The organism is Ensifer sp. Root423 (assembly GCF_001426275.1).
In the GTDB taxonomy this organism is placed as follows: domain Bacteria; phylum Pseudomonadota; class Alphaproteobacteria; order Rhizobiales; family Rhizobiaceae; genus Ensifer; species Ensifer adhaerens.
Genome location: NZ_LMEG01000047.1, coordinates 22427 through 43966 on the forward strand (window position 1 = coordinate 22427; position 21540 = coordinate 43966).

Sequence of the window (21540 nt, forward strand, 5' to 3'; positions counted from 1 at the left end):
TAGTTTATTTTTTGTCGGGTTGTGCGTGTCGTTGTAATAAAGAGAATATTTTTATTATCTATTGCGCTCGCATCCCGTCTCCAAATCACCAACGAAAATGGTGAGTTTAATAATTGGAGGTGCGCATGCGAAAGGTCGTCACGGGACCGCTGTCCGTGGTCGGACAGCGGGAGTTTCTTAAGAAGATCGCAGGAATACCGAAGAGAATACTAGTAACGGGTGGAAGTGGTTTTCTCGGATCTCATATTTGCGAAAGACTTATTTCCCTGGGTCATACGGTCATCTGTCTTGACAACTTTTCGACCGGCCGGCGCGAAAATCTCTCTCATCTGGCGCAGGACCCCCATCTCCACATCATCGATCACGACGTTCGAAAGCCCTACCTGATCGATGCCGATGTCATCTTCAACTTTGCCTCCCCCGCGTCACCACCGGACTATCAGGCGGACCCGGTCGGGACATTGATGACGAACGTTCTCGGCGCGCTGCATGCGCTCGAAAACGCCAAGGCCACTGGCGCCACCGTCATCCAGTCCTCGACTTCGGAAGTCTATGGCGATCCGCTGACCAGTCCGCAGCGGGAAACCTATTTCGGCAACGTCAACACGATCGGGCCGCGAGCCTGCTATGACGAAGGCAAACGGTCGGCCGAGACGCTGTTCTTCGACTACCACCGGACTTACGGCGTGAAGATCAAGGTCGCGCGTATCTTCAACACCTACGGTCCGCGCATGCGGCCCGATGACGGGCGGGTGATATCGAACTTCGTCGTCCAAGCCCTGCAGGGCAAGGACCTGACGATCTACGGTGACGGGCACCAGACCCGGTCCTTCTGCTATGTCGACGACCTGATCGACGGTTTCCTCCGCCTTTCGGTCTCGGCCGACCCGTGCACCGGGCCGATCAACCTCGGCAATCCCGGAGAGTTCACGGTTCTCGAGCTCGCGCGAATGGTGCTTTCGATGACGGGCTCGCGCTCGCGCATCGTGCATCTGGCGGCGGCCACCGACGATCCCCGCCAGCGGCGACCCGATATCACCCAGGCGCGTGGCGAGCTCGCATGGGAGCCGAAGGTGATGCTGCGCGAAGGCCTTGAGCGCACGATCGCCCATTTCGACGAGCGCCTCAGTGCGGCCGGTCGCGCAGTGGCCGGAGAGGCGGTATGACATGTCTCGCGTCGCACTGGTCACCGGCGGAGCCGGCTTCATAGGCAGCCACACCTGCAAGCGTCTGGCTGAGCAGGGCATCGTTCCCGTCGTCTACGACAATCTCTCGACGGGGCATCGAGCCAACGTGAAATGGGGCCCCCTCGTGGAGGGGGCGATCGAGGACAAGGAACGGTTGGCGGCGGCTATCCGGACCCATTCGCCCGAATGCCTCATCCACTTTGCCGCATCCGCCTATGTCGGGGAATCGGTCGAGGATCCCGGAAAATACTACACCAACAATGTCGCCGGCAGCATCGCGCTTCTGGAAGCCTGCCGGGCGACCGGACTTGGACGCATCGTCTTTTCCAGCTCGTGCGCCACCTACGGCATCCCGCCGCAGCTGCCGATTACCGAGGACATGGTTCAGCTGCCGATCAATCCTTATGGCCGCACCAAGCTGATGATCGAACTGATGCTTGGCGACTATGCCCGTGCCTACGGCATCCGCTCGGTGGCGCTGCGCTACTTCAATGCGGCCGGCGCCGATCCGGAGGGGCAGCTGACCGAAAAACACGATCCGGAAACGCATCTCATTCCCCGTGCGCTGATGGCGGCGGCCGGGCGGATCGACAGGCTCGATGTCTTCGGCGACGACTATGCGACACCGGATGGCACCTGCATCCGCGACTACATCCACGTGACCGATCTTGCCGACGCGCATGTGGCGGCGGTGAACTATCTGCGCGACGGCGGCGAGGTGTTGCACGCCAATCTCGGTTCTGGCCATGGGACGTCGGTCCGGCAGGTGCTGTCGGCCATCGACCGGGTCACCGGTCGGCCGGTTCCGGTGCAGATGCTGCCGCGCCGGCCCGGCGACCCGCCGGTTCTCTATGCCGACACAAACTGGGCGCGCCAGAGGCTGGGTTTCCGTCCGCAGCTTTCGGACATCGACACGATCATCGCGACGGCCGCGCCGAGCTTCGGCCTGGAGGTGCGCTCATGAACTGGTCGCTGGAAACCGCGAAACCGGATGAGACGATCGCCTTCGGGCAGAGCCGGAAGGCCGCTTCGGCGCCCGCCGCCCTGTTTTCGGGCCGGCTGCGACTGCTCCATGTCCTCGGCATTGCCGCATGGTTTGGCGCCCTCCTGTATTTCTGGCAGTGGTGGCTTGATCCCGCCCACGTCGTCGACTGGCCGTCCTATGTGCTGATCACGGTGGTCGTCGGATGGATCACGCTGCTGCCGGTCTATTTCATCGTGATCTTTTCCGGCGCGAAGGTTATGGCGGCAAGCGCCGTCCGGGTGCCGCAGGGGCGGGTCGCGATGGTGGTGACCAAGGCGCCTTCGGAACCCTTTTCGGTGGTGCGCAAGACGCTGCTCGCCATGCTCGACCAGACCGGCTGCGAATTCGACGTGTGGCTCGCCGACGAAGATCCGTCACCGGACACGATTGCCTGGTGCGCGGCGCGCGGGGTGATGATCTCCACGCGAAAGGGCGTCGCAGACTACCATCGCTCTTCCTGGCCGCGCCGGACCCGGTGCAAGGAGGGAAACCTCGCCTATTTCTACGATCACTATGGCTACGAGCGCTACGATTTCGTCGCCCAGTTCGATGCCGATCATGTGCCGGAAACCACCTATCTCGTCGAGGTGCTGCGCCCGTTCAACGACCCGTCGGTCGGTTATGTCTCGGCGCCGAGCATCTGCGATGCCAACGCCGCCACCAGCTGGGCAGCGCGCGGGAGGCTCCACGCGGAGGCCAGCATGCACGGCTCGCTGCAGGCCGGCTACAACAACGGCTGGGCGCCGCTGTGCATCGGTTCGCACTATGCCGTTCGGACCAAGGCCCTGAAGCAGATCGGTGGGCTTGGGCCCGAACTTGCCGAAGACCATTCGACAACGCTGATCATGAATGCCCATGGCTGGCGCGGCGTGCATGCGCTGAACGCGATCGCCCATGGCGACGGACCGGCCAATTTCGCCGATCTCGTGGTTCAGGAGTTCCAATGGTCGCGAAGCCTCGTCACGATCCTGTTGAAATACTCGCCGGTCTACGTGCCGAAGCTGTCGCCGCGGCTGAAGTTCCAGTTCCTGTTCTCGCAGCTCTGGTATCCGCTGTTTTCGTCGTTCATGGCGCTGATGTTCCTGATGCCGATCGTGGCGCTCGTCTCCGGTCGGACCTTCGTCGCCGTCACCTATCCGGAATTTCTGCTGCATTTCGCGCCGCTCTCGTTGGTGCTGATCGCGCTTGCCTATTTCTGGCGCTCGACGGGCACGTTCCGGCCCTATGACGCACGCGTCCTGAGCTGGGAAGGCACGCTGTTCCTGTTTGCACGCTGGCCCTGGTCGCTGCTCGGTTGCCTTGCGGCGGTGCGCGATCATCTGACGGGCTCCTTCGTCGACTTCCGCATCACGCCGAAGGGTGGCGGTGCCGCCGCGCCTTTGCCGCTGCGGGTGCTGATGCCCTATCTGGTGCTCGCCTTGGCATCGGCTCTGGTCGCCTGGGGTATCTCCGATGCCGGCACGGCGCGCGGGTTTTATGTCTTCGCCGGCATCAACGCGCTCATCTATGCGGGGTTGGTGGCGGTGATCCTCATTTGCCACGCACGCGAAAACCGGTTGGCCCTGATCCCGCGGTCGACGATGACGGCGGCGACGGCCGGGTGCCTGGTGCTGGTCTCGGTGCTCTCGGCTCAATCGGCCGTGCGCCATGGGGCCGAGGCAACCCAGGCGCTGTCGCACGGCCTGCAGTTCGTGAGCTTCACCGAAACGAGATACACGGTCGCCGGTGCCGGCAGCGGCACCAATCTCAAAACCGTTCGCTTCCGCCTGAAATGGAGAGGGTTTTCACAGCCATCCGACGGGCAGGCGCGCGGCGAAATCAGTGCATCGAATATCAGCCAACAAAGTAACAGGGAAACGATAACGACCAGGAAGGTCGGTCGGTTTCATGTGCCGTCATGACGACGGCAAGCAGTCGAGTGTGTGTGGTCTCCAATGCGAGGAGAAATGCAATGAAAGGGTCGTTGAAAGTCATAGCTCTCCCGCTGCTGGTGCCTTTGGCAGCGGCCGCGGTCTATTTCGGCGCCGAGCCGGTCAAGGCGAAGATGGAAGTCAAGCCAAAGCCGCTCAGCGCCTATGAGGTCTACTCGCTCTACCGCAACAAGACCTGGGAATGGTCGACAGGCGGTGCCCGGTTCGAAGCCCACGGGCGCAAGCTCGTGGCGTTCGTCGACAAGGGCAAGGGCGATCGTTCCTTTGCCGAAGGCAACTGGTACGTCAGCGACCTCGGCATGATGTGCATGCAGGCCACCTGGACGACCTCGGCCAATGCCGGCAACGCCAGGAGCTGCTTCGGTCACGCCCGGATCGGCGACACGGTCTATCAACGCAAGGTGCCCAACGGGAAGTGGTACGTCTTCAGCCATGCCAAGCCCCGCGCCGGTGACGAGTACAAACGCTTCGTCGCACACGACAACATCACGGCCAAGGCACTCCGGCTGAAGGAACAGTTCCTGGCCAAGAAATAGACGTTCTGCTGCAGGAGGATGAAATGAAACGCAAATTGGCATTCGCGCTATGCACGGCTCTGGCTCTCCAGCTGGATCTCAGTGCAAGCTTGGTATCCGCGTTGGCGCAGGAGAAAGCCAATCCTGCGACCAGTGCAGAACAGACGATGAGCGATAAACGTCCGGTCATTCACCCGGGCGGAACGAAGTTCGGTGCCTATGATCCGCATGGCGATTTCGGCGCCCAGAGCGATGTCTCGACCGAGGCGCTGTTCCTGCCTTGGGAAGACGTGGACCTCGCCTCTCTGCAGGTCGCCGACGAGTACGCGCTCCAGCGCAATCGCAACCTGCTGATCACCATCGAGCCCTGGTCCTGGTCGCTGGACTGGAAACTGACGCCGACGCAGCTTCGCGACCGCATGCTCAGAGGTGAGTATGACGCCAACATGGAAGCAATCGCCAACACGATTGCCGGGCTGAAGAGCCCAGTCATCGTGCGCTGGGGCCAGGAAATGGAAGATACGTCCGGGCGTTTCTCCTGGGCCGGCTGGGATCCCCAGGACTGGATCAAGGCCTACCGGCACGCGATGGACATCGTGCGGGCGAAAGCGCCAAAAGCGCAGATCATGTGGTCGCCCAAGGGGCTGCCGAACCTGGTCGACTACTATCCGGGCGATGACTACGTCGATCTCGTCGGCCTCTCGGTCTTCGGGCTTGAACCGTTTGACAAGATCGAATACGGCGCGCCGAAGACCTTCACCGAGGCACTGAAACCCGGCTACGACCTGGTCGCCAAATACAACAAGCCGATATGGGTGGCCGAGCTCGGATGGGAAGGCAGCCAAGCCTATATGCAGCCCTGGATGAACGCCGCGACGCAAGCGGATTCGCAGTTCCCCAATCTCGCCGAGGTCGTCTACTTCAACGACCGCGACGTCATCGATTGGCCGCACGACCTTGGTCGGCCACACTGGCGGGTGGTCAACGACGCCACGAACTGAGGCATCTCGCCGATGCGTGCCCCTCTTGGGGCACGTTGGGGGGTACACTGGGCGCGGCTGGCTCGCAGGTGGCCCAGGTCTCCAAAGTAAAAAGCCCCTCGCTTGAGGCGAGAGGCTGATTTGACTGGGCGGTGGCGTCCGGCCGATGCCGGACCTGACTTACTCGGCCGCCTGCGGACCCAGTTCGCCGCGACGGATCTGGTCGGCTTCGATCGATTCGAACAGAGCGCGGAAGTTGCCCTCGCCGAAACCCTCGTCGCCCTTGCGCTGGATGAACTCGAAGAAGATAGGGCCGATTACGGTTTTCGAGAAGATCTGCAAGAGGATCTTTGTCATGCCACCGTTCACGACACCTTCGCCGTCGATGAGGATGCCGTGCTTCTTCATCCTGTCGATCGGCTCATCATGGCCGTGCACACGGTCGTGAGACATGTCGTAGTAGGTCTCCGGCGGCCCCGGCATGAACTTCAGGCCATTGTCCGACAGCTTGTCGGTGGCATCGTAGATGCCTTCGGTGCCGACGGCGATGTGCTGGATGCCTTCGCCCTTGTACTTGCGCAGATACTCCTCGATCTGGCTCGTATCGTCCTTGGACTCGTTCAAGGGGATACGGATCTTGCCGCAGGGCGAGGTGATCGCGCGGCTGACGAGGCCGGTGATGCGGCCGTCGATGTCGAAGAAGTGGATCTGCGTGAAGTTGAACAGTTCGCGGTAGAAGGCCCACCACTTGTCCATATTGCCGCGATAGACGTTGTGGGTCAGGTGGTCGAGATAATAGAAGCCGACGCCCTCGGGCTTCGGATTGCGCTCCCCGGTCCACTCGAATTCGGCCTCGTAGGCCGAGCCCTTGGCACCGTAAGTCTCGACGAAATAGAGCAGCGAGCCGCCGATGCCGACGATCGCCGGGACATCGAGACACTTGTCCCTGCCTTCGTAAGGGATGGCGCCCTTCGAGACTGCATGCTCGAAGGCGTGCTTGGCATCGACGACGCGCCAGGCCATCGACGGGGCGCAGGGGCCGTGTTCGTCGACGAAGCGCATGGCGTGCGAGCCAGGCTCGGCGTTCAGGATGTAATTGATGTCGCCCTGGCGCCAGACGGTGATGTTCTTGCTTCTGTGTTTGGCGACCGGGCTGTAGCCCATGCGAGTAAAGAGCTCGGCCAGCTTTTCCGGTTCCGGATGGGCGAATTCGACGAACTCGAAGCCGTCGGTGCCGGCGGGATTGTCAGCGGTAATCGTTGCCGGCGGGGCGTCATGCGGGAAGGGGCCCATCGGAAGTCTCCTCTTATTCTTCCAAACTTTGCTGGAGTATGACGCAATTCCCATGCATGATGCTTGTATTCTTGCGCGGTTTAGACAGAATGGCGCACGAAACATGCAAAATTGCGTATTAGGATGCACGAATGGAGCAGCTTGACGGGTTCGATCTCAAGATCCTCAGCGAATTGCAGCGTGACGGGCATCTGACCAACAACGAACTGTCGGAACGCATCGCGCTTTCGCCATCGCAATGTTCGCGCCGGCGCACCCGGCTTGAAGCGGAAGGCTACATCACCGGCTACCAGGCACAGATCGACCGGCAGAAGCTCGGCCTCGATCTGATGGTGGTGATCTCGGTCACGCTCGCCACCCACAATCGCGACAATGCCAAGCGCTTCGGCAAGCTCATTTCCGGCCTGCCGGAGGTGCTGGAGGCCTATGCGCTCACCGGCGAGATGGACTACCACATGCGGGTGGTGACGCCGGATCTTGCGGGGCTGTCGCGCTTCGTCAATGACGTGCTTCTGCCGCACGACAGCGTGCAGCATGTGAAGACGTCGATCGTGCTTGAAACCTTGAAGAGCTTCGAGGGCGTGCCGATCCCCGAGCGGATGAAGGGCTGAAGCCTCAGGCAGAGGGCGGAGGGTCGAACCTGCCGATAGCGCGTTCCACTGCTTCCAGCCCGACGGCGAGCGCCTGTATCCCGGCCGGCCCGATCAGCGTGTCGAGTTCCGCCTGATAGCGGACGGCAAGCTCCGTCAATTCGCCATAGGCCCGGATGCCGGTCTTCGTCAGTTCCAGATGTTCGATGCGGCGGTCGTTTTCGTCTTCGCGCCGCGTCAGCCAGCGGCGTTCTTCGAGCAAGGCGACGGCGCGGCTGACCTTGGTCTTGTGCATGGCCGAGTGCGCGCCGACTTCGGTGGCCGTCATCGGGCGGCTTGTGCTGCCGAGGGCGGCCAGAGTGCGCCATTCCGGGCGCGTGAGCTGGTAGCGCGCCTTGTACTGGGCGGCAAAGCGCAGCGCGACGAACTCCGCGGCGCGGTTCAGCCGATAGGGTAGGAAGGCATTGAGTTCGAAGCCATCGGCGGCCATCGGGCATCCTTGATAGTTACAAAATCGATAGTTACGATTGCAACTAATATGCCGAAGGCGACGCCTGCGTCCCCCCTGGGAAAAGGCCGTCGCCGCGGTATTTGGAATTGCGCCGGACCTGTGAACAGGTCGCTTCGCGAAGCCGAAGCAGGGTGCCATGAGGAGGAGGATCGACGATGCTGGACAAGGCAGGAAAACAGGCCGGGACACTGGCTAAGGCCAACGAAGCGCTTGGCTACATGCCCGGCTTCGGCAATGATTTCGAGACCGAGAGCCTGCCGGGCGCCCTGCCGCAAGGGCAGAACAGCCCGCAGAAATGTGCCTATGGCCTCTATGCCGAGCAGCTTTCGGGCTCCCCCTTTACCGCGCCGCGCGGCACCAACGAGCGGTCCTGGCTTTATCGCATCCGCCCGAGCGTTCGCCACACCGGACGTTTCAACAAAATCGACTATCCGCACTGGAAGACGGCGCCGCATGTCGCCGAGCATTCCCTGGCGCTTGGCCAGTTGCGCTGGAATCCACTGCCGGAGCCGACGGAAAAGCTGAACTTCCTGCAGGGCATCCGCACGATGACGACGGCGGGCGATGCGCCGACGCATTCGGGCATGGCAGCGCATGCCTATGCCTTCAACGCCGACATGGTGGACGACTATTTCTTCAATGCCGACGGCGAGCTGCTGATCGTTCCGGAAATGGGCGCGATCCAGGTGTTCACCGAGCTCGGCAAGATGGACGTCGAACCCTCCGAGATCTGCATCGTGCCACGCGGCACCATGTTCAAGGTGACGCGACTTGGCGACGAGAAGGTTTGGCGCGGCTATGTCTGCGAAAACTACGGCGCCAAGTTCACGCTGCCGGATCGCGGTCCGATCGGCGCAAACTGCCTGGCTAATCCGCGCGATTTCAAGACGCCGGTCGCCGCCTTCGAGGAGAAGGAGACGCCCTGCCGCGTGCATGTGAAGTGGTGCGGCGGTTTCCACGTAACCGAGATCGGCCATTCGCCGCTCGACGTCATCGCCTGGCATGGCAACTACGCGCCCTACAAATACGACCTCAAGACCTATTCGCCCGTCGGCGCGATCCTCTTTGACCATCCGGATCCGTCGATCTTCACGGTGCTGACGGCGCCCTCGGGCGAAGAGGGCACGGCGAATATCGATTTCGTTATCTTCCCGCCGCGCTGGTTGGTGGCTGAACACACTTTCCGTCCGCCCTGGTACCACCGCAACATCATGAGCGAATTCATGGGGCTGATCTACGGTCGCTACGACGCAAAGGAAGAGGGCTTCGTGCCTGGCGGCATGAGCCTGCACAACATGATGCTGGCGCATGGGCCCGATGCGTCGGGCTACGACAAAGCGACGAATAGCGAGTTGAAACCGGTGAAGCTCGACCATACGATGGCCTTCATGTTCGAGACCCGCTTCCCGCAGCAACTGACCCGCTACGCCGCCGAACTGGAGACGTTGCAGGACAACTACATCGACTGCTGGACGGATCTCAAGAAGCGGTTCAACGGGACGCCGGAAGGCGATTGGTCTTGAGTTCACGCCTGGTTTTGCTCGGCAGCAAGGGCGGTCCGGCGATCCGGCCGGGCGGCCCGTGGCCGACGTCGTCTCTGCTTCAAATCGGCGGCCGGACGGTTGTCGTCGATTGCGGCCTTGGCGTCACGCGCGGACTGACCGATGCCGGTGTGGCGCTGAAGACGCTGGACCTGATCGTCATTACCCATCTGCATTCGGATCATGTGCTGGAACTCGGGCCGCTCATTCACACGGCCTGGACCGCGGGGTTGTCGCAGCCGGTACGCGTCTACGGGCCCACAGGCACTCGCGCCTATTGGCAGGGCTTCCTGCAATCGATGGCCTTCGACATCGAGATCCGTATCGTCGATGAGGGCCGGCCCGACCTGCGGATGCTGGTCGAGGTCATCGAGTTTTCGGAAGGCGAGATCTTCTCCGAGAACGGCCTGACGCTCTCGGCGCTGCGCGTCGACCATCCGCCGGTGACCGATTGCTTTGCGCTTCGGTTCGACGATGCGGAAGGCTCGGTCGTGTTCTCGTCCGATACGGCCTATTTCCCTCCGCTTGCTGATTTCGCCAAAGGAGCTGACATCCTCGTGCATGAGGCGATGCTCGCCGAAGGCGTCGACCGGCTGGTGGCGCGCACCGGCAATGGCGCGCGGCTGAAGGAGCATCTGCTGGCGAGCCATAGCTTCGCCGAACAGGCGGCGGCGATCGCGGCGGCTGCCGGCGTCGGCCGGCTGGTGCTGCATCACCTCATCCCCGCCGACGACCCCGAGATATCTGAGGCCCACTGGATTGCGGCGGCTCGCAAAAACTGGGCGGGCGCCTTGACGATCGCCACCGACGGCCTTGTTGTGAAGATTGCGGACGATTCGTCCGCGTAAAGGAATTCCGCGACGGCCGCGAAGCGGTCTTCGGTCTGGAACAATGAGAAGTTTGAGAGGGAGGACTGCATGAAACTGGCGACACTCAAGGACAGTACGCGCGACGGAAAGCTCGTGGTCGTCTCCCGCGATCTTACCCGCTGCTCGGAGGTCGGGCACATCGCCCGCACGCTGCAGGCAGCGCTCGACGACTGGGCGCATGCGGGCCCTCGGCTTGCGCGCGTCGCCGAAGGGATCGAGACCGGTTCGCAGCCGACGATCCGCTTCCATGAACATGATGCGCTGTCGCCGTTGCCGCGCGCTTACCAATGGGCCGACGGCTCGGCCTACGTCAATCACGTCGAGCTGGTGCGCAAGGCCCGCAATGCCGAGATGCCTTCAAGCTTCTGGACCGATCCCTTGATGTACCAGGGCGGCTCCGACAGCTTCATTGCGCCGCGCGATCCGATCCCGCTTGCCGACGAGACCTTTGGCGTCGACATGGAGGGCGAGGTCGCCGTCATCGTCGACGACGTGCCGATGGGTGCGACCATCGACGAGGCACGGGCGGCGATCCAGCTCGTCATGCTCGTCAACGACGTGTCGCTGCGCGGGTTGATCCCGGCCGAGCTTGCCAAGGGTTTTGGTTTCTTCCAGTCAAAGCCGTCGTCGGCCTTTTCGCCGGTTGCCGTTTCGCCGGATGAACTGGGCGACGCCTGGGACGGCGGCAAGCTGCACCTGCCGCTCCAAGTCGACCTCAACGGCAAACCCTTCGGCCGCGCCAATGCCGGCATCGACATGACCTTCGATTTTGCGCAGCTGGTCGCGCATGCGGCCAAGACCCGGCCGCTTTCCGCCGGCACGATCATCGGTTCGGGCACCGTTTCCAACAAGCTCGACGGCGGACCGGGCAAGCCCGTTGCGGAAGGCGGCGCCGGCTATTCCTGCATCGCTGAACTCCGGATGATCGAGACGATCGCCGGCGGTGCGCCGAAAACCCAGTTCCTGAGGGTCGGCGACGTCGTGCGCATCGAGATGAAGGACAAAACCGGTCATTCCATCTTCGGAGCTATCGAGCAGACCGTCGAAGCTTACAACACAGTCGCAAACGGCTGACTGACACGAACGGGCAAGGCATGAGCGAGACCGTCCTTTACGACTACTGGCGTTCGTCGGCGAGCTATCGGGTGCGCATCGCGCTCAACAACCTCGGTGAAAGCTATCGTTCTGTGCCGGTCGACCTGCTTGCCAAGGCACACAAGGCGCCGGAGCATCTGGTCCGCAACCCGCAAGGGCTCGTGCCTGTCCTTGAGATCGATGGCGAGCGCTTCACGCAATCGCTCGCCATCATCGAGTACCTCGCCGAGACCCGGGCAACCTCCGGCTTCCTGCCGGATGACGCCATCGGTCGTCAGCGGGTGCGCAGCCTGTCCTATGCGATCGCCATGGACATCCACCCCGTCTGCAATCTCAGCGTCGTGTCCCACGTCATGGCCAATGCCGAGGACAGCGAGGCGGCGCGGCGCAACTGGATGCGCAAGTTCATCGGCGAGGGGCTTGCCGCCTTCGAACGGTTGCTCGACCATTCCGCGACCGGGCGCTTCTGCCATGGCGACATGCCGACCATGGCGGATTTCTGCCTTGTGCCGCAGGTCTACAATGCCCGCCGATGGGACGTCGATATTTCGGCCTGTCCGCGGCTGGTCGCGATCGACCAGAACTGCGCGGAGATCGAGGCTTTCGCCCGCGCGCACCCGGACCGCACGCCGCGCTGATCGGCCAAGCGGCTTCTCGCTTGATCCCTTCTCCTTGCACCTTCGGGCGCGCCCGCATCCTGCGGGCCGCCTTCTCTGGCCGGTTCCGTCAAGCGAATGTCGCGAATGGATCGACGGCGGCGAAAAGGCCGCGCTAGTTTTTGTATGACTGGCCGTATAAGGGGGCCGGAAAAACCTCTGGAGCGAGAGACATACCGATGAAAAGCTATGTGCTGAACGTCAGCTGCAAGACCACCCGTGGCATCGTCGCCGCGATCACCGGCTATCTCGCCGAAAAGGGCTGTTATATCTCCGACAGTTCGCAGTTCGACGACCTCGAAACCGGCCTGTTCTTCATGCGTCTCAGCTTCATCAGCCAGGAAGGCGCAAAACTCGACGAGTTGAAGGCAGGTTTCGAAGCGGTGGTGAAGCGCTTCGACATGAACGCCGAGATCCGCGACAGCGAGGAGCGCATGAAGGTGCTGCTCATGGTGTCGCGTTTCGGCCATTGCCTCAACGACCTGCTCTATCGCTGGAAGATCGGCGCACTGCCGATCGATATCGTCGGTGTCGTCTCCAACCACTTCGACTACCAGAAGGTGGTGGTCAACCACGATATCCCGTTCCACTGCATCAAGGTGACGAAGGAGAACAAGCCGAAGGCGGAAGCCCAGCTGCTGGAACTGGTCGACCAGACCGGCGCCGAACTGATCGTGCTTGCCCGCTACATGCAGGTCCTGTCCGACGCGCTCTGCAAGAAGATGTCGGGCCGCATCATCAACATCCATCACTCCTTCCTGCCGTCGTTCAAGGGCGCCAACCCCTACAAGCAGGCCTATGAGCGCGGCGTGAAGCTGATCGGCGCGACGGCGCACTACGTCACCGCCGACCTCGACGAAGGCCCGATCATCGAGCAGGACATCGCCCGCATCACCCACGCCCAGAGCGCCGAAGACTATGTCTCGATCGGCCGCGACGTGGAAAGCCAGGTGCTGGCGCGCGCCGTGCACGCCCATATCCACAACCGTTGCTTCATCAACGGCAACCGTGTCGTCGTCTTCCCGCCGAGCCCCGGCTCCTATGCTTCCGAGCGTATGGGGTGAGGCGTCAGGCAAATCGCATGCTGAAAACGAGAAACGCCGCCGGTTCGATCGGCGGCGTTTCTCGTAGGTTGGAGCGCGAGGCGACCGGAACGCGCTACGCTATTGCAACAGCTCAAGCCCGACCGCCGTCGCCTCGCCGCCGCCGATGCAGAGCGAGGCGATGCCGCGCTTGACGCCCTTGGCGCGCATGGCGTGAAGCAATGTCACGATGATGCGGGCGCCGGATGCGCCGATCGGGTGGCCGAGCGCGCAGGCGCCGCCGTTGATGTTGACGATCTCGTCCGACAGGCCGAGGTCGCGGATCGCCGCCATCGCCACCACGGCGAAGGCCTCGTTGATTTCGTAGAGGCCGACGCTGCCCTTCTCCCAGGCGAGCCTTGCCAGCAGCTTGTCGATTGCGCCAATCGGGGCCGTCGTGAACCAGGCCGGCTCCTGGGCGTGGCCCGCATGGCCCGCGACGATAGCAAGCGGGGTCAGCCCACGCTTTTCCGCTTCGCTGGCGCGCATCAGGATCAGCGCCGCTGCCCCGTCTGATATCGACGACGAATTGGCGGCCGTCACGCTGCCGCCGTCGCGGAAGGCGGGTTTCAGCTTCGGGATCTTTGACGGATCCGATTTGGTCGGCTGTTCGTCGCGGTCGAGATTGGCGGTCTGGCGCTTGCCGGCGCCAGCGACTGCCACGACTTCCTCGGCAAAGGAACCATCCTCAGCTGCGCGGGTTGCGCGCTCCAGAGATCGCAGCGCAAAGCCGTCCTGATCGGCGCGCGAGAACTGATAGTGCTCGGCCGTGTCCTCGGCATAGGTGCCCATCAGCCGGCCGGAATAGGCGTCTTCGAGGCCATCGAGGAACATGTGGTCCTTGACTTCGCCATGACCCAGGCGGAAGCCGCCGCGCGCTTTCGGCAGCAGATAGGGCGCGTTGGTCATCGACTCCATGCCGCCGACCGCAAGCACCGACGCGCTACCGGACAGCAGAGCATCGTGGCCAAGCATCAGCGCCTTCATGCCGGAGCCGCAGACCTTGGAGATGGTCGTCGACGGCGTTTCCTTGCCGAGGCCGGCGCCAAGGGCTGCCTGGCGCGCCGGGTTCTGGCCAATGCCGGCCGGCAGCACATTGCCCATCAACACCTCGTCGACAGCATCAAGGCCGGCACGATCGAGTGCGGCTTTGAGCGCTATGGCGCCGATTTCCGGCGCGGTCAAATCCTTGAGGCTGCCCTGAAAGGCGCCCATTGGCGTGCGGGCCGCCGAAACGATGACGATCGGGTCAGTTCTGCTCATGTCTTTCTCCCATACGGCAAAAGGCAATGGTTGGCGCGAGTGCGTCACCCGCGTGTGTCCTTCTCCCCGCGTGGCGGGGAGAAGGTGGCCGGCAGGCCGGATGAGGGGCACTTTTGCCCCAACCGCCCCTCGACGTCAGATATGCAGCGCGTGCCCCAGCGCCTTCAACGCGGACTCCTGGAAAGCTTCCGATTGCGTCGGATGCGCATGGATCGTGCCGGCGATGTCTTCGAGGCGCGCGCCCATTTCGATCGCCAGGCTGAAGCTTGCCGAGAGTTCCGAGACGCCGTGGCCGACGGCCTGGATGCCGAGCACCAGGTGGTTGTCGGCGCGAGCGACGATGCGAACGAAACCGTCTTCGGCAAGCGTCGTCATGGCGCGGCCATTCGCCTGGAAGGGGAACTGGCCGATCTTGATCTCGATGCCGCTCGCACGCGCCTCGTCGGGCGAGAGCCCTGCGGTGACGATCTCCGGATCGGTGAAGCAGACGGCCGGGATGCAGCGCTTGTCCCAGTTGCGCTTGTGACCGGCGACGATCTCCGCCACCATTTCCCCTTGCGCCATGGCGCGGTGCGCCAGCATCGGCTCGCCGGTGACGTCGCCGATCGCATAGATGCCGCGCATGGACGTCCGGCACTGGTCGTCGATGCGGATGAAGCGGCCAGTGCGGTCGAGGTCGATTTCCTCAAGGCCGACGCCCTCGGTCACGGGTTTGCGGCCGACGGTGACCAGCACCTTTTCGGCGGCGACATCGATTGCGCGACCGTTGTGTTCGGCTTGCAGGCTGCCGGTTTCGGCGGAGTAGCTCTTGGCGACCGTCTGGGTGAAGACCTCGATGCCGAGTTCGCCGAGACGCTTGGCGATCGGTTTCGTCAGATCGGCGTCATAGAGCGGCAGAATGCGCGGCTGCGCTTCGAGTACGGTCACGTGGCTGCCGAGCTTGGCGAAAGCGGTGCCAAGTTCGAGACCGATGTAACCGCCGCCGATGACGGCGATGCTCTTCGGCACGCTTTTCAGCGACAGGGCCTCGGTCGAGGAAATGATCGACCCGCCGAATGGCAGGTCGGGCAGCTCGACCGGCGCCGAGCCGGTGGCAATGACGATCGTCTCGGCGCGGATGCGCTGCAGTCCGATCTCGGTCTCGACATCGACGGTCTTGCCGTCGACGAAACGGGCGGTGCCGATCACCGCCTTGACACCCGACTTCTTCAGAAGGCCGATGACGCCGCCGTTCAGCCGTCCGACGATGCCGTCTTTCCAGGCGATGGTGCGGGCGAGGTCGATTGTCGGATTGGCGAGCGACAGACCGAGCGGGCTGCGGCCGGAAGCGGCCGAGCGCAGCTTATGAAACTCTTCCGCCGCGTGGATGAGGGCCTTGGAGGGAATACAGCCGACATTGAGGCAGGTGCCGCCGGCTTTCGCCTTTTCGACGATGACCGTGTCGATGCCGAGCTGGCCGGCGCGGATTGCGCAGATGTAGCCACCGGGGCCGGCGCCGATGACGAGCAGCTTGCAGGAAATTTCCTTCATGATCGCCTCAGGCCTCCACAAAAATAAGCGCCGGCGTTTCGAGCAGGGTCTTCAGCCGCTGCACGAAGACGGCCGCATCCCAGCCGTCGATGACGCGGTGATCGAAGCTCGAGGACAGGTTCATGATCTTGCGCGGCACGAACTGCGTGCCATCCCAGACCGGCCGGACGGCGAGCTTGTTGACGCCGATGATCGCCACTTCCGGATGGTTGATGACCGGCGTGGAGACGATGCCGCCGAGCGCGCCGAGCGAAGAGATGGTGATGGTCGATCCGGTGAGCTCGTCGCGGGTGGCCGTGCCGGTGCGGGCAGCATCCGCCAGGCGATTGAGCTCGTTGGCACAATCCCAGATGCCGCGGGCTTCGGCATGGCGCACGACCGGAACGGTGAGGCCGGCCGGGGTCTGCGTGGCGATGCCGATATGCACGCCGTGATGGCGGCTGATGATGCCGGCGCCGTCGTCGAAAGTGGCATTGACGGCGGGTTGATCGGCAATGGTGCGCACGAGCGCGCGCATCAGATAGGGCAGGATGGTCAGCTTCGGCTGGTCGGGTTTGCGGTCGCGGTTCATCGTCGTCCGCAGGTCCTCGAGCGCCGTCATGTCGACCTCTTCCACATAGGTGATGTGGGGAATGCGCGAGGTCGAAAGCGACATCTTCTCGGCGATGCGACGGCGAAGGCCGGTTACCTTGATCTCGTCGACGGCGGTCTTGCGCTGCAGGCCGGCCGGCGCAAGCGCCGGCTGAGCGCCGCGGGCGATGAACTGGTCGAGGTCATCATGGGTGATGCGGCCAGCCGGACCGGTGCCGGTCACCTGGCGCAGATCGACGCCGCTTTCCTTGGCGCGCAGGCGCACCGCCGGCGAGGCAAGGGCCTTCTCCAATCGTTCGCCAGCGGCATGTGCGCCGTTGGCGTGGACACCGTTCGTGGTCGGCGCCTTGACCTCGACCTTGGCGGGCTGGGCCGGCTTGGAGACCGGCGCGGGCGCCTCAGTCTTCACTGCGGGTTTTTCTTCCACCTTCGCGACAGGCTTCTCTTCCACGGGAGCAGCCGTTTCGCCTTCGCCTGATATTTCGATGCGCACGAGCGGCGCCTTCACCGCAACGGTGTCGCCTACCTCGGCGCCGAGCCAGAGCACGGTGCCGGTGACGGGCGAGGGGATTTCGACGGTCGCCTTGTCGGTCATCACGGCGGCGAGCACCATGTCCTCGCGCACGGGGTCACCGGGCTTCACATGCCATTCGACGAGTTCAGCCTCGGCCACGCCTTCGCCGACATCGGGCATCTTGATTACGAATTCGCCCATGTCAGGCCTCCATCACTTCGACGAGCGCGCGTCCGACGCGCGCGGGGCCGGGGAAATAGTCCCATTCCTGCGCGTGCGGGTAGGGCGTGTCCCAGCCGGCGACGCGCACGACGGGCGCTTCGAGATGGTAGAAGCAGTGCTCCTGCACGAGGGCGGCCACTTCGCCGCCGAAGCCCGACGTCAGCGTCGCTTCGTGCACGACGACGCAGCGCCCGGTCTTTTCCACCGACTTGACGATCGTATCGAGGTCGAGCGGCAGCAGACTGCGCAGGTCGATCACCTCGGCGTCGATGCCGGTTTCCTCGGCAGCCGCGAGCGCCACGTGCACCATGGTGCCATAGGCGACGACGGTGACGGCGGAGCCCTCTCGGCGGACTTCCGCCTTGCCGATCGGAACGGTGTAGTGGCCTTCCGGCACCTCGCCGAGATCGTGTTTCGACCAGGGAATGACTGGCCGGTCATGATGGCCGTCGAAGGGGCCGTTGTAGAGCCGCTTCGGTTCCAGGAACATCACCGGATCCGGATCCTCGATCGAGGCGATCAGCAGGCCCTTGGCGTCGTAGGGATTGGAGGGCACGACGACTTTCAGGCCGCAGACATGGGTGAAAAGCGCTTCGGGGCTCTGACTATGCGTCTGGCCACCGAAGATGCCGCCGCCGGTCGGCATGCGCAGGACGATCGGGCAGGTGAAATCACCGTTGGAGCGGTAACGAATACGGGCCGCTTCCTGGGTGATCTGGTCGTAGGCCGGATACATATAGTCGGCGAACTGGATCTCGACGCAGGGCTTCAGCCCGTAGGCGGCCATGCCGATCGCCGTGCCGACGATGCCGCTTTCGCTGATCGGCGCGTCGAAACAGCGGGTCTTGCCGTATTTCGCCTGGAGCCCCTGCGTGCAACGGAAGACGCCGCCGAAATAGCCGACGTCCTCGCCGAAGACGACGACATTGTCGTCGCGTTCCATGGAGACATCCATGGCGCTGCGCACGGCTTCGATCATTGTCATTCTGGCCATATCAGTATCCTGCCTTCTGCCGCTGGCGGCGAATGTGCGGCGGCATCTCGGCATAGACGCCCTCGAAGATATCGCGCACCGACGGCTTGCCGCCGGCATGCAGCGTGCCGTGGCCCTCGGCCTGTTTCTGGGCCTGGATCACTTCGTCGGTGATCTCGGCTTCCGCCTGCGCATGACGCTCTTCCGACCAGGCGCCGCGAAGGATGAGGTGCTTCTTCAATCTCAAGACTGGATCGCCGAGTGGCCAGGCTTCGGATTCCGTCTTCGGGCGATAGGCGCTCGGATCGTCGGAGGTCGAATGGGCGCCGACGCGGTAGGTGACGTATTCGATCAGTGTCGGACCGAGATTGCGACGGGCGCGCTCGGCCGCCCATTTGGCGACGGCGTAGACGGCGAGATAGTCGTTGCCGTCGACGCGCAGGGCCGGGATGCCGAAGCCGAGGCCGCGGGCGGCAAAGGTGCCGGAGCCGCCGCGGGCGATGCCCTGGAAGGTCGAGATCGCCCACTGATTGTTGACGATGTTGAGGATAACGGGCGCCTTGTAGGTGGAGGCAAAGACGAGCGCCGAGTGGAAGTCCGATTCCGCCGTCGAGCCGTCGCCGATCCAGGCGGCTGCGATCTTGGTGTCGCGCTTGATGGCCGACGCCATCGCCCAGCCGACCGCCTGCACATATTGGGTGGCGAGGTTGCCGGAGATGGTGAAGAAGCCATGCTCCTTGGAGGAATACATGATCGGCAGCTGCCGGCCGCGCAGAGGGTCGCTCTCGTTCGAGAAGATCTGGTTCATCATCTCGACCATGGGATAGCCGTCGGCGATCAGAAGACCGGCCTGTCGATAGGTCGGGAAGTTCATGTCGCCCTTCACCAACGCCTTGCGGAAGGCGCAACTGACGGCCTCTTCGCCCAGATGCTGCATGTAGAAGGAGGTCTTGCCCTGGCGCTGCGCCATGACCATGCGCGCATCGAAGGCGCGCAGCAGCATCATGTGCCTGAGGCCGGAGAGCAACTCGTCATCCGAAAGCAGCCCGGCCCAGGGACCGACCGCTTCGCCGTCGCGGTTCAAGACGCGGATGATCGAATAGGCGAGGTCGCGCATCTCTTCCGGCGCGACGTCCACCTCCGGGCGCGGCACGGAGCCGGCCTTCGGGATCTTGACGTTGGAGAAATCCGGCTGGCCGCCGGGCCGAACGGCGGGTTCGGGGACATGCAGGCTAAGTCGATCGAGATCGCTCATGCGGTTTCCGGCCTCCTCCGGAGTGCGCAGTGCACCAAATCAAGATCGGTTCGAGTCGAACCGCTCTTCATTTCTGTTCTCACGCATTTCCGGACGCAAAGGCGCTAAGACCCTCGCTGGAAATGCTCTGGGACGGGATAACGATGGGCCTGAGGTGTACGAGGACGTGCAATGTGACCGGCAAGGCTCCTCCGCCCAAGGTCTGCACAGACTCCTCCTAAAAGCCCCCGCTCTCCCGACGGGAATGCTCACAGACTGCCACGAGTTCCGGGGCTTATGAAGGTCTTTCCGTGTTGCGGGGCAGGGGCAGGCGAAGAAAGATAGAATCCTGCCGGGAGTGCGCCCACGCGTTGTGTCGTTCACCTTCTTGCCGGTCGTTGCCGGTAATTTTCTTTCGCGGCGATCCGTCGGCGGTAGCGCTCAGACCGGCGGGGCGATGGTGATCGGCGTTCCATCGAGGAAGCGCGAGAGCCGGAATGGCGTCGGATCGACGATCGGTTTCTCGCCGGTTACGAGGTCAGCGACGAGGTGTCCGGCGCCAGGCCCGATGCCAAAACCGTGGCCGGAAAAACCCGTCGCGACAATGAGGCCCGGAACGGTTTCGGCGGGTGAGATGACGGGGACGGCATCGGGCATCACATCGATCAGTCCTCCCCATATCTGTTGCACCTTGGTTTTGCGCAGGAATGGCAAGGCCCTGCCGGCGGCGTCGAGGGCCCGCAGGGCGCGCCGCGAATCCGGATTGGGATCGAGCACGCGGTGGCGTTCGAAGGCGCCGGGCCGGTCGAGCGGGACGGTGCCGATCTCGAACAATTCGTTCCAGCTCTGGGCGTTGATGCCCACCTGCACGGCATCGCCCTCCGCCTTTCGCGCCGGCTGGAAATCCCGGAAGAATGCGAAGCTGTCGGGCACGACCGCGTGCAGGTTGGCGGCACCGTCGGCAATCGTGTAACCGCCATCGAGGCGCTTGCGATAGGCATAGGTCGCGGTTGCGCCGGCCCCTTCCGGACCGCCGGAGACCGGCCCGGTTCTCAACACCGTATTCCGCACCTTCAGCTGCGGCAGCCGGATGCCGAGGCTTTTGAGAAAGAGCCTGGACCAGGCGCCGCCGGCGACGATGACGGTCGACGTCTCGATGCGGCCTCTCTCGGTGACGACGGCGGAGATCCGGCCCGCTGCCTTTTCGACCCCGCGCACGGCGCAGCCCGTCAGGATACGGGCACCGGCGCGGCGTGCACCGGCGACAATCGCGGGCACCGCCTTCTGCGGTTCTGCCCGGCCGTCGCTCGGCGTGAAGAGCCCGCCTTGGTAGCGGATGGCGGCGCCCGGCATCATCGCCTCTGTCGTGTCGGAGCTGAGCTGCACGCTGTCGACGCCGTAGGGTCGGGCCATGGCAAGCCATGCGTCGCGATTGGCGATGTCGCGCTCATTCTCGGAGATATAGAGGATGCCGCTGCGGCGAAAGCCGGTCTCGCCACTGATGCGCGTGTCGAGCGTGTCCCAGATCTTCAGCGCCTCGATCGCCAGCGGGATTTCGCGCTCGTCACGGCCCATCACCCGAACCCAGCCCCAGTTGCGGCTCGATTGCTCGGCGCCGGGCGTGCCCTTCTCGCAGAGCACGACGTTGATACCGCGTTCGGCAAGGAAGAGGGCGGTGCTGACGCCGATGATGCCGCCGCCGACGATGACGACGTCGGCCCTGGCGGGCAGGATGGTGTCTGTGGCGATCGGATCGAGCGTGGGGCCGGGCATGGGGAGGGCACTTTCGGGCAGGAGGTGTCGCGGTCATCGGTGCATGCCGCCGCCGCGAGATCAAGACCTGCAATCTGGCCGTCGTCGGCCGGCGCTCGGTTGCTGGCAATCTTTTATCGCCAACCCGTCCGGTTCGCCGCGAGACGGTCTTTCGGAATTTTGCGCG

General features: G+C 63.5%; 19 protein-coding genes. 11 read left to right on the plus strand and 8 right to left on the minus strand.

All coding sequences use genetic code 11. From position 1 onward, the window contains the following. Positions 1 to 125: 125 nt before the first annotated feature. From ASD01_RS33255 to ASD01_RS33275, 5 genes are read left to right on the plus strand one after another with little or no spacing between them, the layout of a single operon-like run. Positions 126 to 1166: a UDP-glucuronic acid decarboxylase family protein gene (locus ASD01_RS33255; RefSeq protein WP_082566281.1), complete on the plus strand. Its 1041-nt coding sequence runs from the start codon at positions 126 to 128 to the stop codon at positions 1164 to 1166. A gap of 1 nt (position 1167) precedes the next feature. Continuing rightward, the gene (gene galE, locus ASD01_RS33260; protein WP_034787210.1) at positions 1168 to 2151 is read left to right on the plus strand and encodes a UDP-glucose 4-epimerase GalE; all 984 of its coding nucleotides are present in this window, start codon (positions 1168 to 1170) and stop codon (positions 2149 to 2151) included. Next, entirely contained in the window at positions 2148 to 4112 is a 1965-nt protein-coding gene (locus ASD01_RS33265; protein WP_063979552.1) for a glycosyltransferase family 2 protein, read from the plus strand. The genes galE and ASD01_RS33265 overlap by 4 nt, the downstream gene beginning before the upstream one ends. Before the next feature lie 50 nt (positions 4113 to 4162). Beyond that, positions 4163 to 4678 (plus strand): DUF995 domain-containing protein, encoded by a 516-nt coding sequence (locus tag ASD01_RS33270; RefSeq protein WP_034787207.1) that lies wholly within the window; start codon positions 4163 to 4165, stop codon positions 4676 to 4678. A gap of 23 nt (positions 4679 to 4701) precedes the next feature. Continuing rightward, positions 4702 to 5658, plus strand: coding sequence for a glycoside hydrolase family 26 protein (locus tag ASD01_RS33275; protein WP_034787204.1), 957 nt, complete (start codon positions 4702 to 4704; stop codon positions 5656 to 5658). A 159-nt stretch (positions 5659 to 5817) separates the two neighbouring features. On the opposite strand, the gene hppD is transcribed toward ASD01_RS33275, so the two are convergent. Then, on the minus strand, positions 5818 to 6930 hold the full coding sequence (gene hppD / locus ASD01_RS33280; RefSeq protein ID WP_034787202.1) for a 4-hydroxyphenylpyruvate dioxygenase: 1113 nt from the start codon (positions 6928 to 6930) through the stop codon (positions 5818 to 5820). Between the two features lie 131 nt (positions 6931 to 7061). Here hppD and ASD01_RS33285 point away from each other — a divergent pair, with 131 nt between their 5' ends. After that, positions 7062 to 7541 carry an Lrp/AsnC family transcriptional regulator gene (locus tag ASD01_RS33285; protein ID WP_034787199.1) on the plus strand — a complete coding sequence of 160 codons (480 nt, stop codon included), beginning with the start codon at positions 7062 to 7064 and terminating at the stop codon, positions 7539 to 7541. A 4-nt stretch (positions 7542 to 7545) separates the two neighbouring features. Here ASD01_RS33285 and ASD01_RS33290 read toward each other — a convergent pair whose 3' ends face one another. Continuing rightward, a complete protein-coding gene (locus tag ASD01_RS33290) occupies positions 7546 to 8010 on the minus strand; it encodes a MarR family winged helix-turn-helix transcriptional regulator (RefSeq protein ID WP_060530575.1) in 465 nt (154 codons plus the stop codon). A 176-nt stretch (positions 8011 to 8186) separates the two neighbouring features. Here ASD01_RS33290 and hmgA point away from each other — a divergent pair, with 176 nt between their 5' ends. The 5 genes from hmgA to purU all read left to right on the plus strand — a co-directional run bounded on the left by hmgA (position 8187) and on the right by purU (position 13256). Further along, on the plus strand, positions 8187 to 9554 hold the full coding sequence (hmgA, locus tag ASD01_RS33295) for a homogentisate 1,2-dioxygenase (RefSeq protein ID WP_034787194.1): 1368 nt from the start codon (positions 8187 to 8189) through the stop codon (positions 9552 to 9554). Further along, entirely contained in the window at positions 9551 to 10420 is an 870-nt protein-coding gene (locus tag ASD01_RS33300; protein ID WP_060530577.1) for an MBL fold metallo-hydrolase, read from the plus strand. Before hmgA ends, ASD01_RS33300 begins: the two co-directional genes overlap by 4 nt. A gap of 69 nt (positions 10421 to 10489) precedes the next feature. After that, a complete protein-coding gene (locus ASD01_RS33305; protein WP_034787188.1) occupies positions 10490 to 11515 on the plus strand; it encodes a fumarylacetoacetate hydrolase family protein in 1026 nt (341 codons plus the stop codon). A 20-nt stretch (positions 11516 to 11535) separates the two neighbouring features. Next, on the plus strand, positions 11536 to 12174 hold the full coding sequence (maiA, locus tag ASD01_RS33310; RefSeq protein ID WP_060530578.1) for a maleylacetoacetate isomerase: 639 nt from the start codon (positions 11536 to 11538) through the stop codon (positions 12172 to 12174). A gap of 197 nt (positions 12175 to 12371) precedes the next feature. Continuing rightward, positions 12372 to 13256, plus strand: coding sequence for a formyltetrahydrofolate deformylase (gene purU / locus ASD01_RS33315; protein ID WP_034787183.1), 885 nt, complete (start codon positions 12372 to 12374; stop codon positions 13254 to 13256). A 99-nt stretch (positions 13257 to 13355) separates the two neighbouring features. Here the strand turns inward: purU and ASD01_RS33320 are convergent, their stop codons facing one another. The 6 genes from ASD01_RS33320 to ASD01_RS33345 form a co-directional block, all read right to left on the minus strand. Beyond that, the gene (locus ASD01_RS33320) at positions 13356 to 14537 is read right to left on the minus strand and encodes an acetyl-CoA C-acyltransferase (RefSeq protein WP_034787179.1); all 1182 of its coding nucleotides are present in this window, start codon (positions 14535 to 14537) and stop codon (positions 13356 to 13358) included. Positions 14538 to 14672: 135 nt separating this feature from the next. After that, positions 14673 to 16067 carry a dihydrolipoyl dehydrogenase gene (lpdA, locus tag ASD01_RS33325; RefSeq protein WP_034787174.1) on the minus strand — a complete coding sequence of 465 codons (1395 nt, stop codon included), beginning with the start codon at positions 16065 to 16067 and terminating at the stop codon, positions 14673 to 14675. Between the two features lie 7 nt (positions 16068 to 16074). Beyond that, complete coding sequence (locus tag ASD01_RS33330; RefSeq protein WP_034787169.1) at positions 16075 to 17373, minus strand: dihydrolipoamide acetyltransferase family protein; 1299 nt, start codon at positions 17371 to 17373, stop codon at positions 16075 to 16077. Between the two features lies 1 nt (position 17374). Then, positions 17375 to 18388: an alpha-ketoacid dehydrogenase subunit beta gene (locus ASD01_RS33335; RefSeq protein ID WP_034787163.1), complete on the minus strand. Its 1014-nt coding sequence runs from the start codon at positions 18386 to 18388 to the stop codon at positions 17375 to 17377. A gap of 1 nt (position 18389) precedes the next feature. Then, a complete protein-coding gene (locus ASD01_RS33340) occupies positions 18390 to 19622 on the minus strand; it encodes a 3-methyl-2-oxobutanoate dehydrogenase (2-methylpropanoyl-transferring) subunit alpha (protein WP_034787158.1) in 1233 nt (410 codons plus the stop codon). 420 nt (positions 19623 to 20042) lie between these two features. Beyond that, positions 20043 to 21374, minus strand: a complete 1332-nt coding sequence (locus tag ASD01_RS33345; protein ID WP_034787143.1) for an NAD(P)/FAD-dependent oxidoreductase — start codon at positions 21372 to 21374, stop codon at positions 20043 to 20045. Positions 21375 to 21540 lie beyond the last annotated feature (166 nt).

Bases quoted from the DNA above. Each gene is read 5' to 3' on its own strand.
- ASD01_RS33285 (WP_034787199.1), top strand. From the start codon at position 7,062: ATGGAGCAGCTTGACGGGTTCGATCTCAAGATCCTCAGCGAATTGCAG.
- ASD01_RS33320 (WP_034787179.1), bottom strand. From the start codon at position 14,537: ATGAGCAGAACTGACCCGATCGTCATCGTTTCGGCGGCCCGCACGCCA.
- ASD01_RS33270 (WP_034787207.1), top strand. From the start codon at position 4,163: ATGAAAGGGTCGTTGAAAGTCATAGCTCTCCCGCTGCTGGTGCCTTTG.
- ASD01_RS33305 (WP_034787188.1), top strand. From the start codon at position 10,490: ATGAAACTGGCGACACTCAAGGACAGTACGCGCGACGGAAAGCTCGTG.
- ASD01_RS33330 (WP_034787169.1), bottom strand. From the start codon at position 17,373: ATGGGCGAATTCGTAATCAAGATGCCCGATGTCGGCGAAGGCGTGGCC.
- ASD01_RS33275 (WP_034787204.1), top strand. From the start codon at position 4,702: ATGAAACGCAAATTGGCATTCGCGCTATGCACGGCTCTGGCTCTCCAG.
- ASD01_RS33290 (WP_060530575.1), bottom strand. From the start codon at position 8,010: ATGGCCGCCGATGGCTTCGAACTCAATGCCTTCCTACCCTATCGGCTG.
- ASD01_RS33265 (WP_063979552.1), top strand. From the start codon at position 2,148: ATGAACTGGTCGCTGGAAACCGCGAAACCGGATGAGACGATCGCCTTC.
- purU (WP_034787183.1), top strand. From the start codon at position 12,372: ATGAAAAGCTATGTGCTGAACGTCAGCTGCAAGACCACCCGTGGCATC.
- ASD01_RS33345 (WP_034787143.1), bottom strand. From the start codon at position 21,374: ATGCCCGGCCCCACGCTCGATCCGATCGCCACAGACACCATCCTGCCC.
- galE (WP_034787210.1), top strand. From the start codon at position 1,168: ATGTCTCGCGTCGCACTGGTCACCGGCGGAGCCGGCTTCATAGGCAGC.
- ASD01_RS33340 (WP_034787158.1), bottom strand. From the start codon at position 19,622: ATGAGCGATCTCGATCGACTTAGCCTGCATGTCCCCGAACCCGCCGTT.
- hmgA (WP_034787194.1), top strand. From the start codon at position 8,187: ATGCTGGACAAGGCAGGAAAACAGGCCGGGACACTGGCTAAGGCCAAC.
- hppD (WP_034787202.1), bottom strand. From the start codon at position 6,930: ATGGGCCCCTTCCCGCATGACGCCCCGCCGGCAACGATTACCGCTGAC.
- maiA (WP_060530578.1), top strand. From the start codon at position 11,536: ATGAGCGAGACCGTCCTTTACGACTACTGGCGTTCGTCGGCGAGCTAT.
- lpdA (WP_034787174.1), bottom strand. From the start codon at position 16,067: ATGAAGGAAATTTCCTGCAAGCTGCTCGTCATCGGCGCCGGCCCCGGT.
- ASD01_RS33335 (WP_034787163.1), bottom strand. From the start codon at position 18,388: ATGGCCAGAATGACAATGATCGAAGCCGTGCGCAGCGCCATGGATGTC.
- ASD01_RS33255 (WP_082566281.1), top strand. From the start codon at position 126: ATGCGAAAGGTCGTCACGGGACCGCTGTCCGTGGTCGGACAGCGGGAG.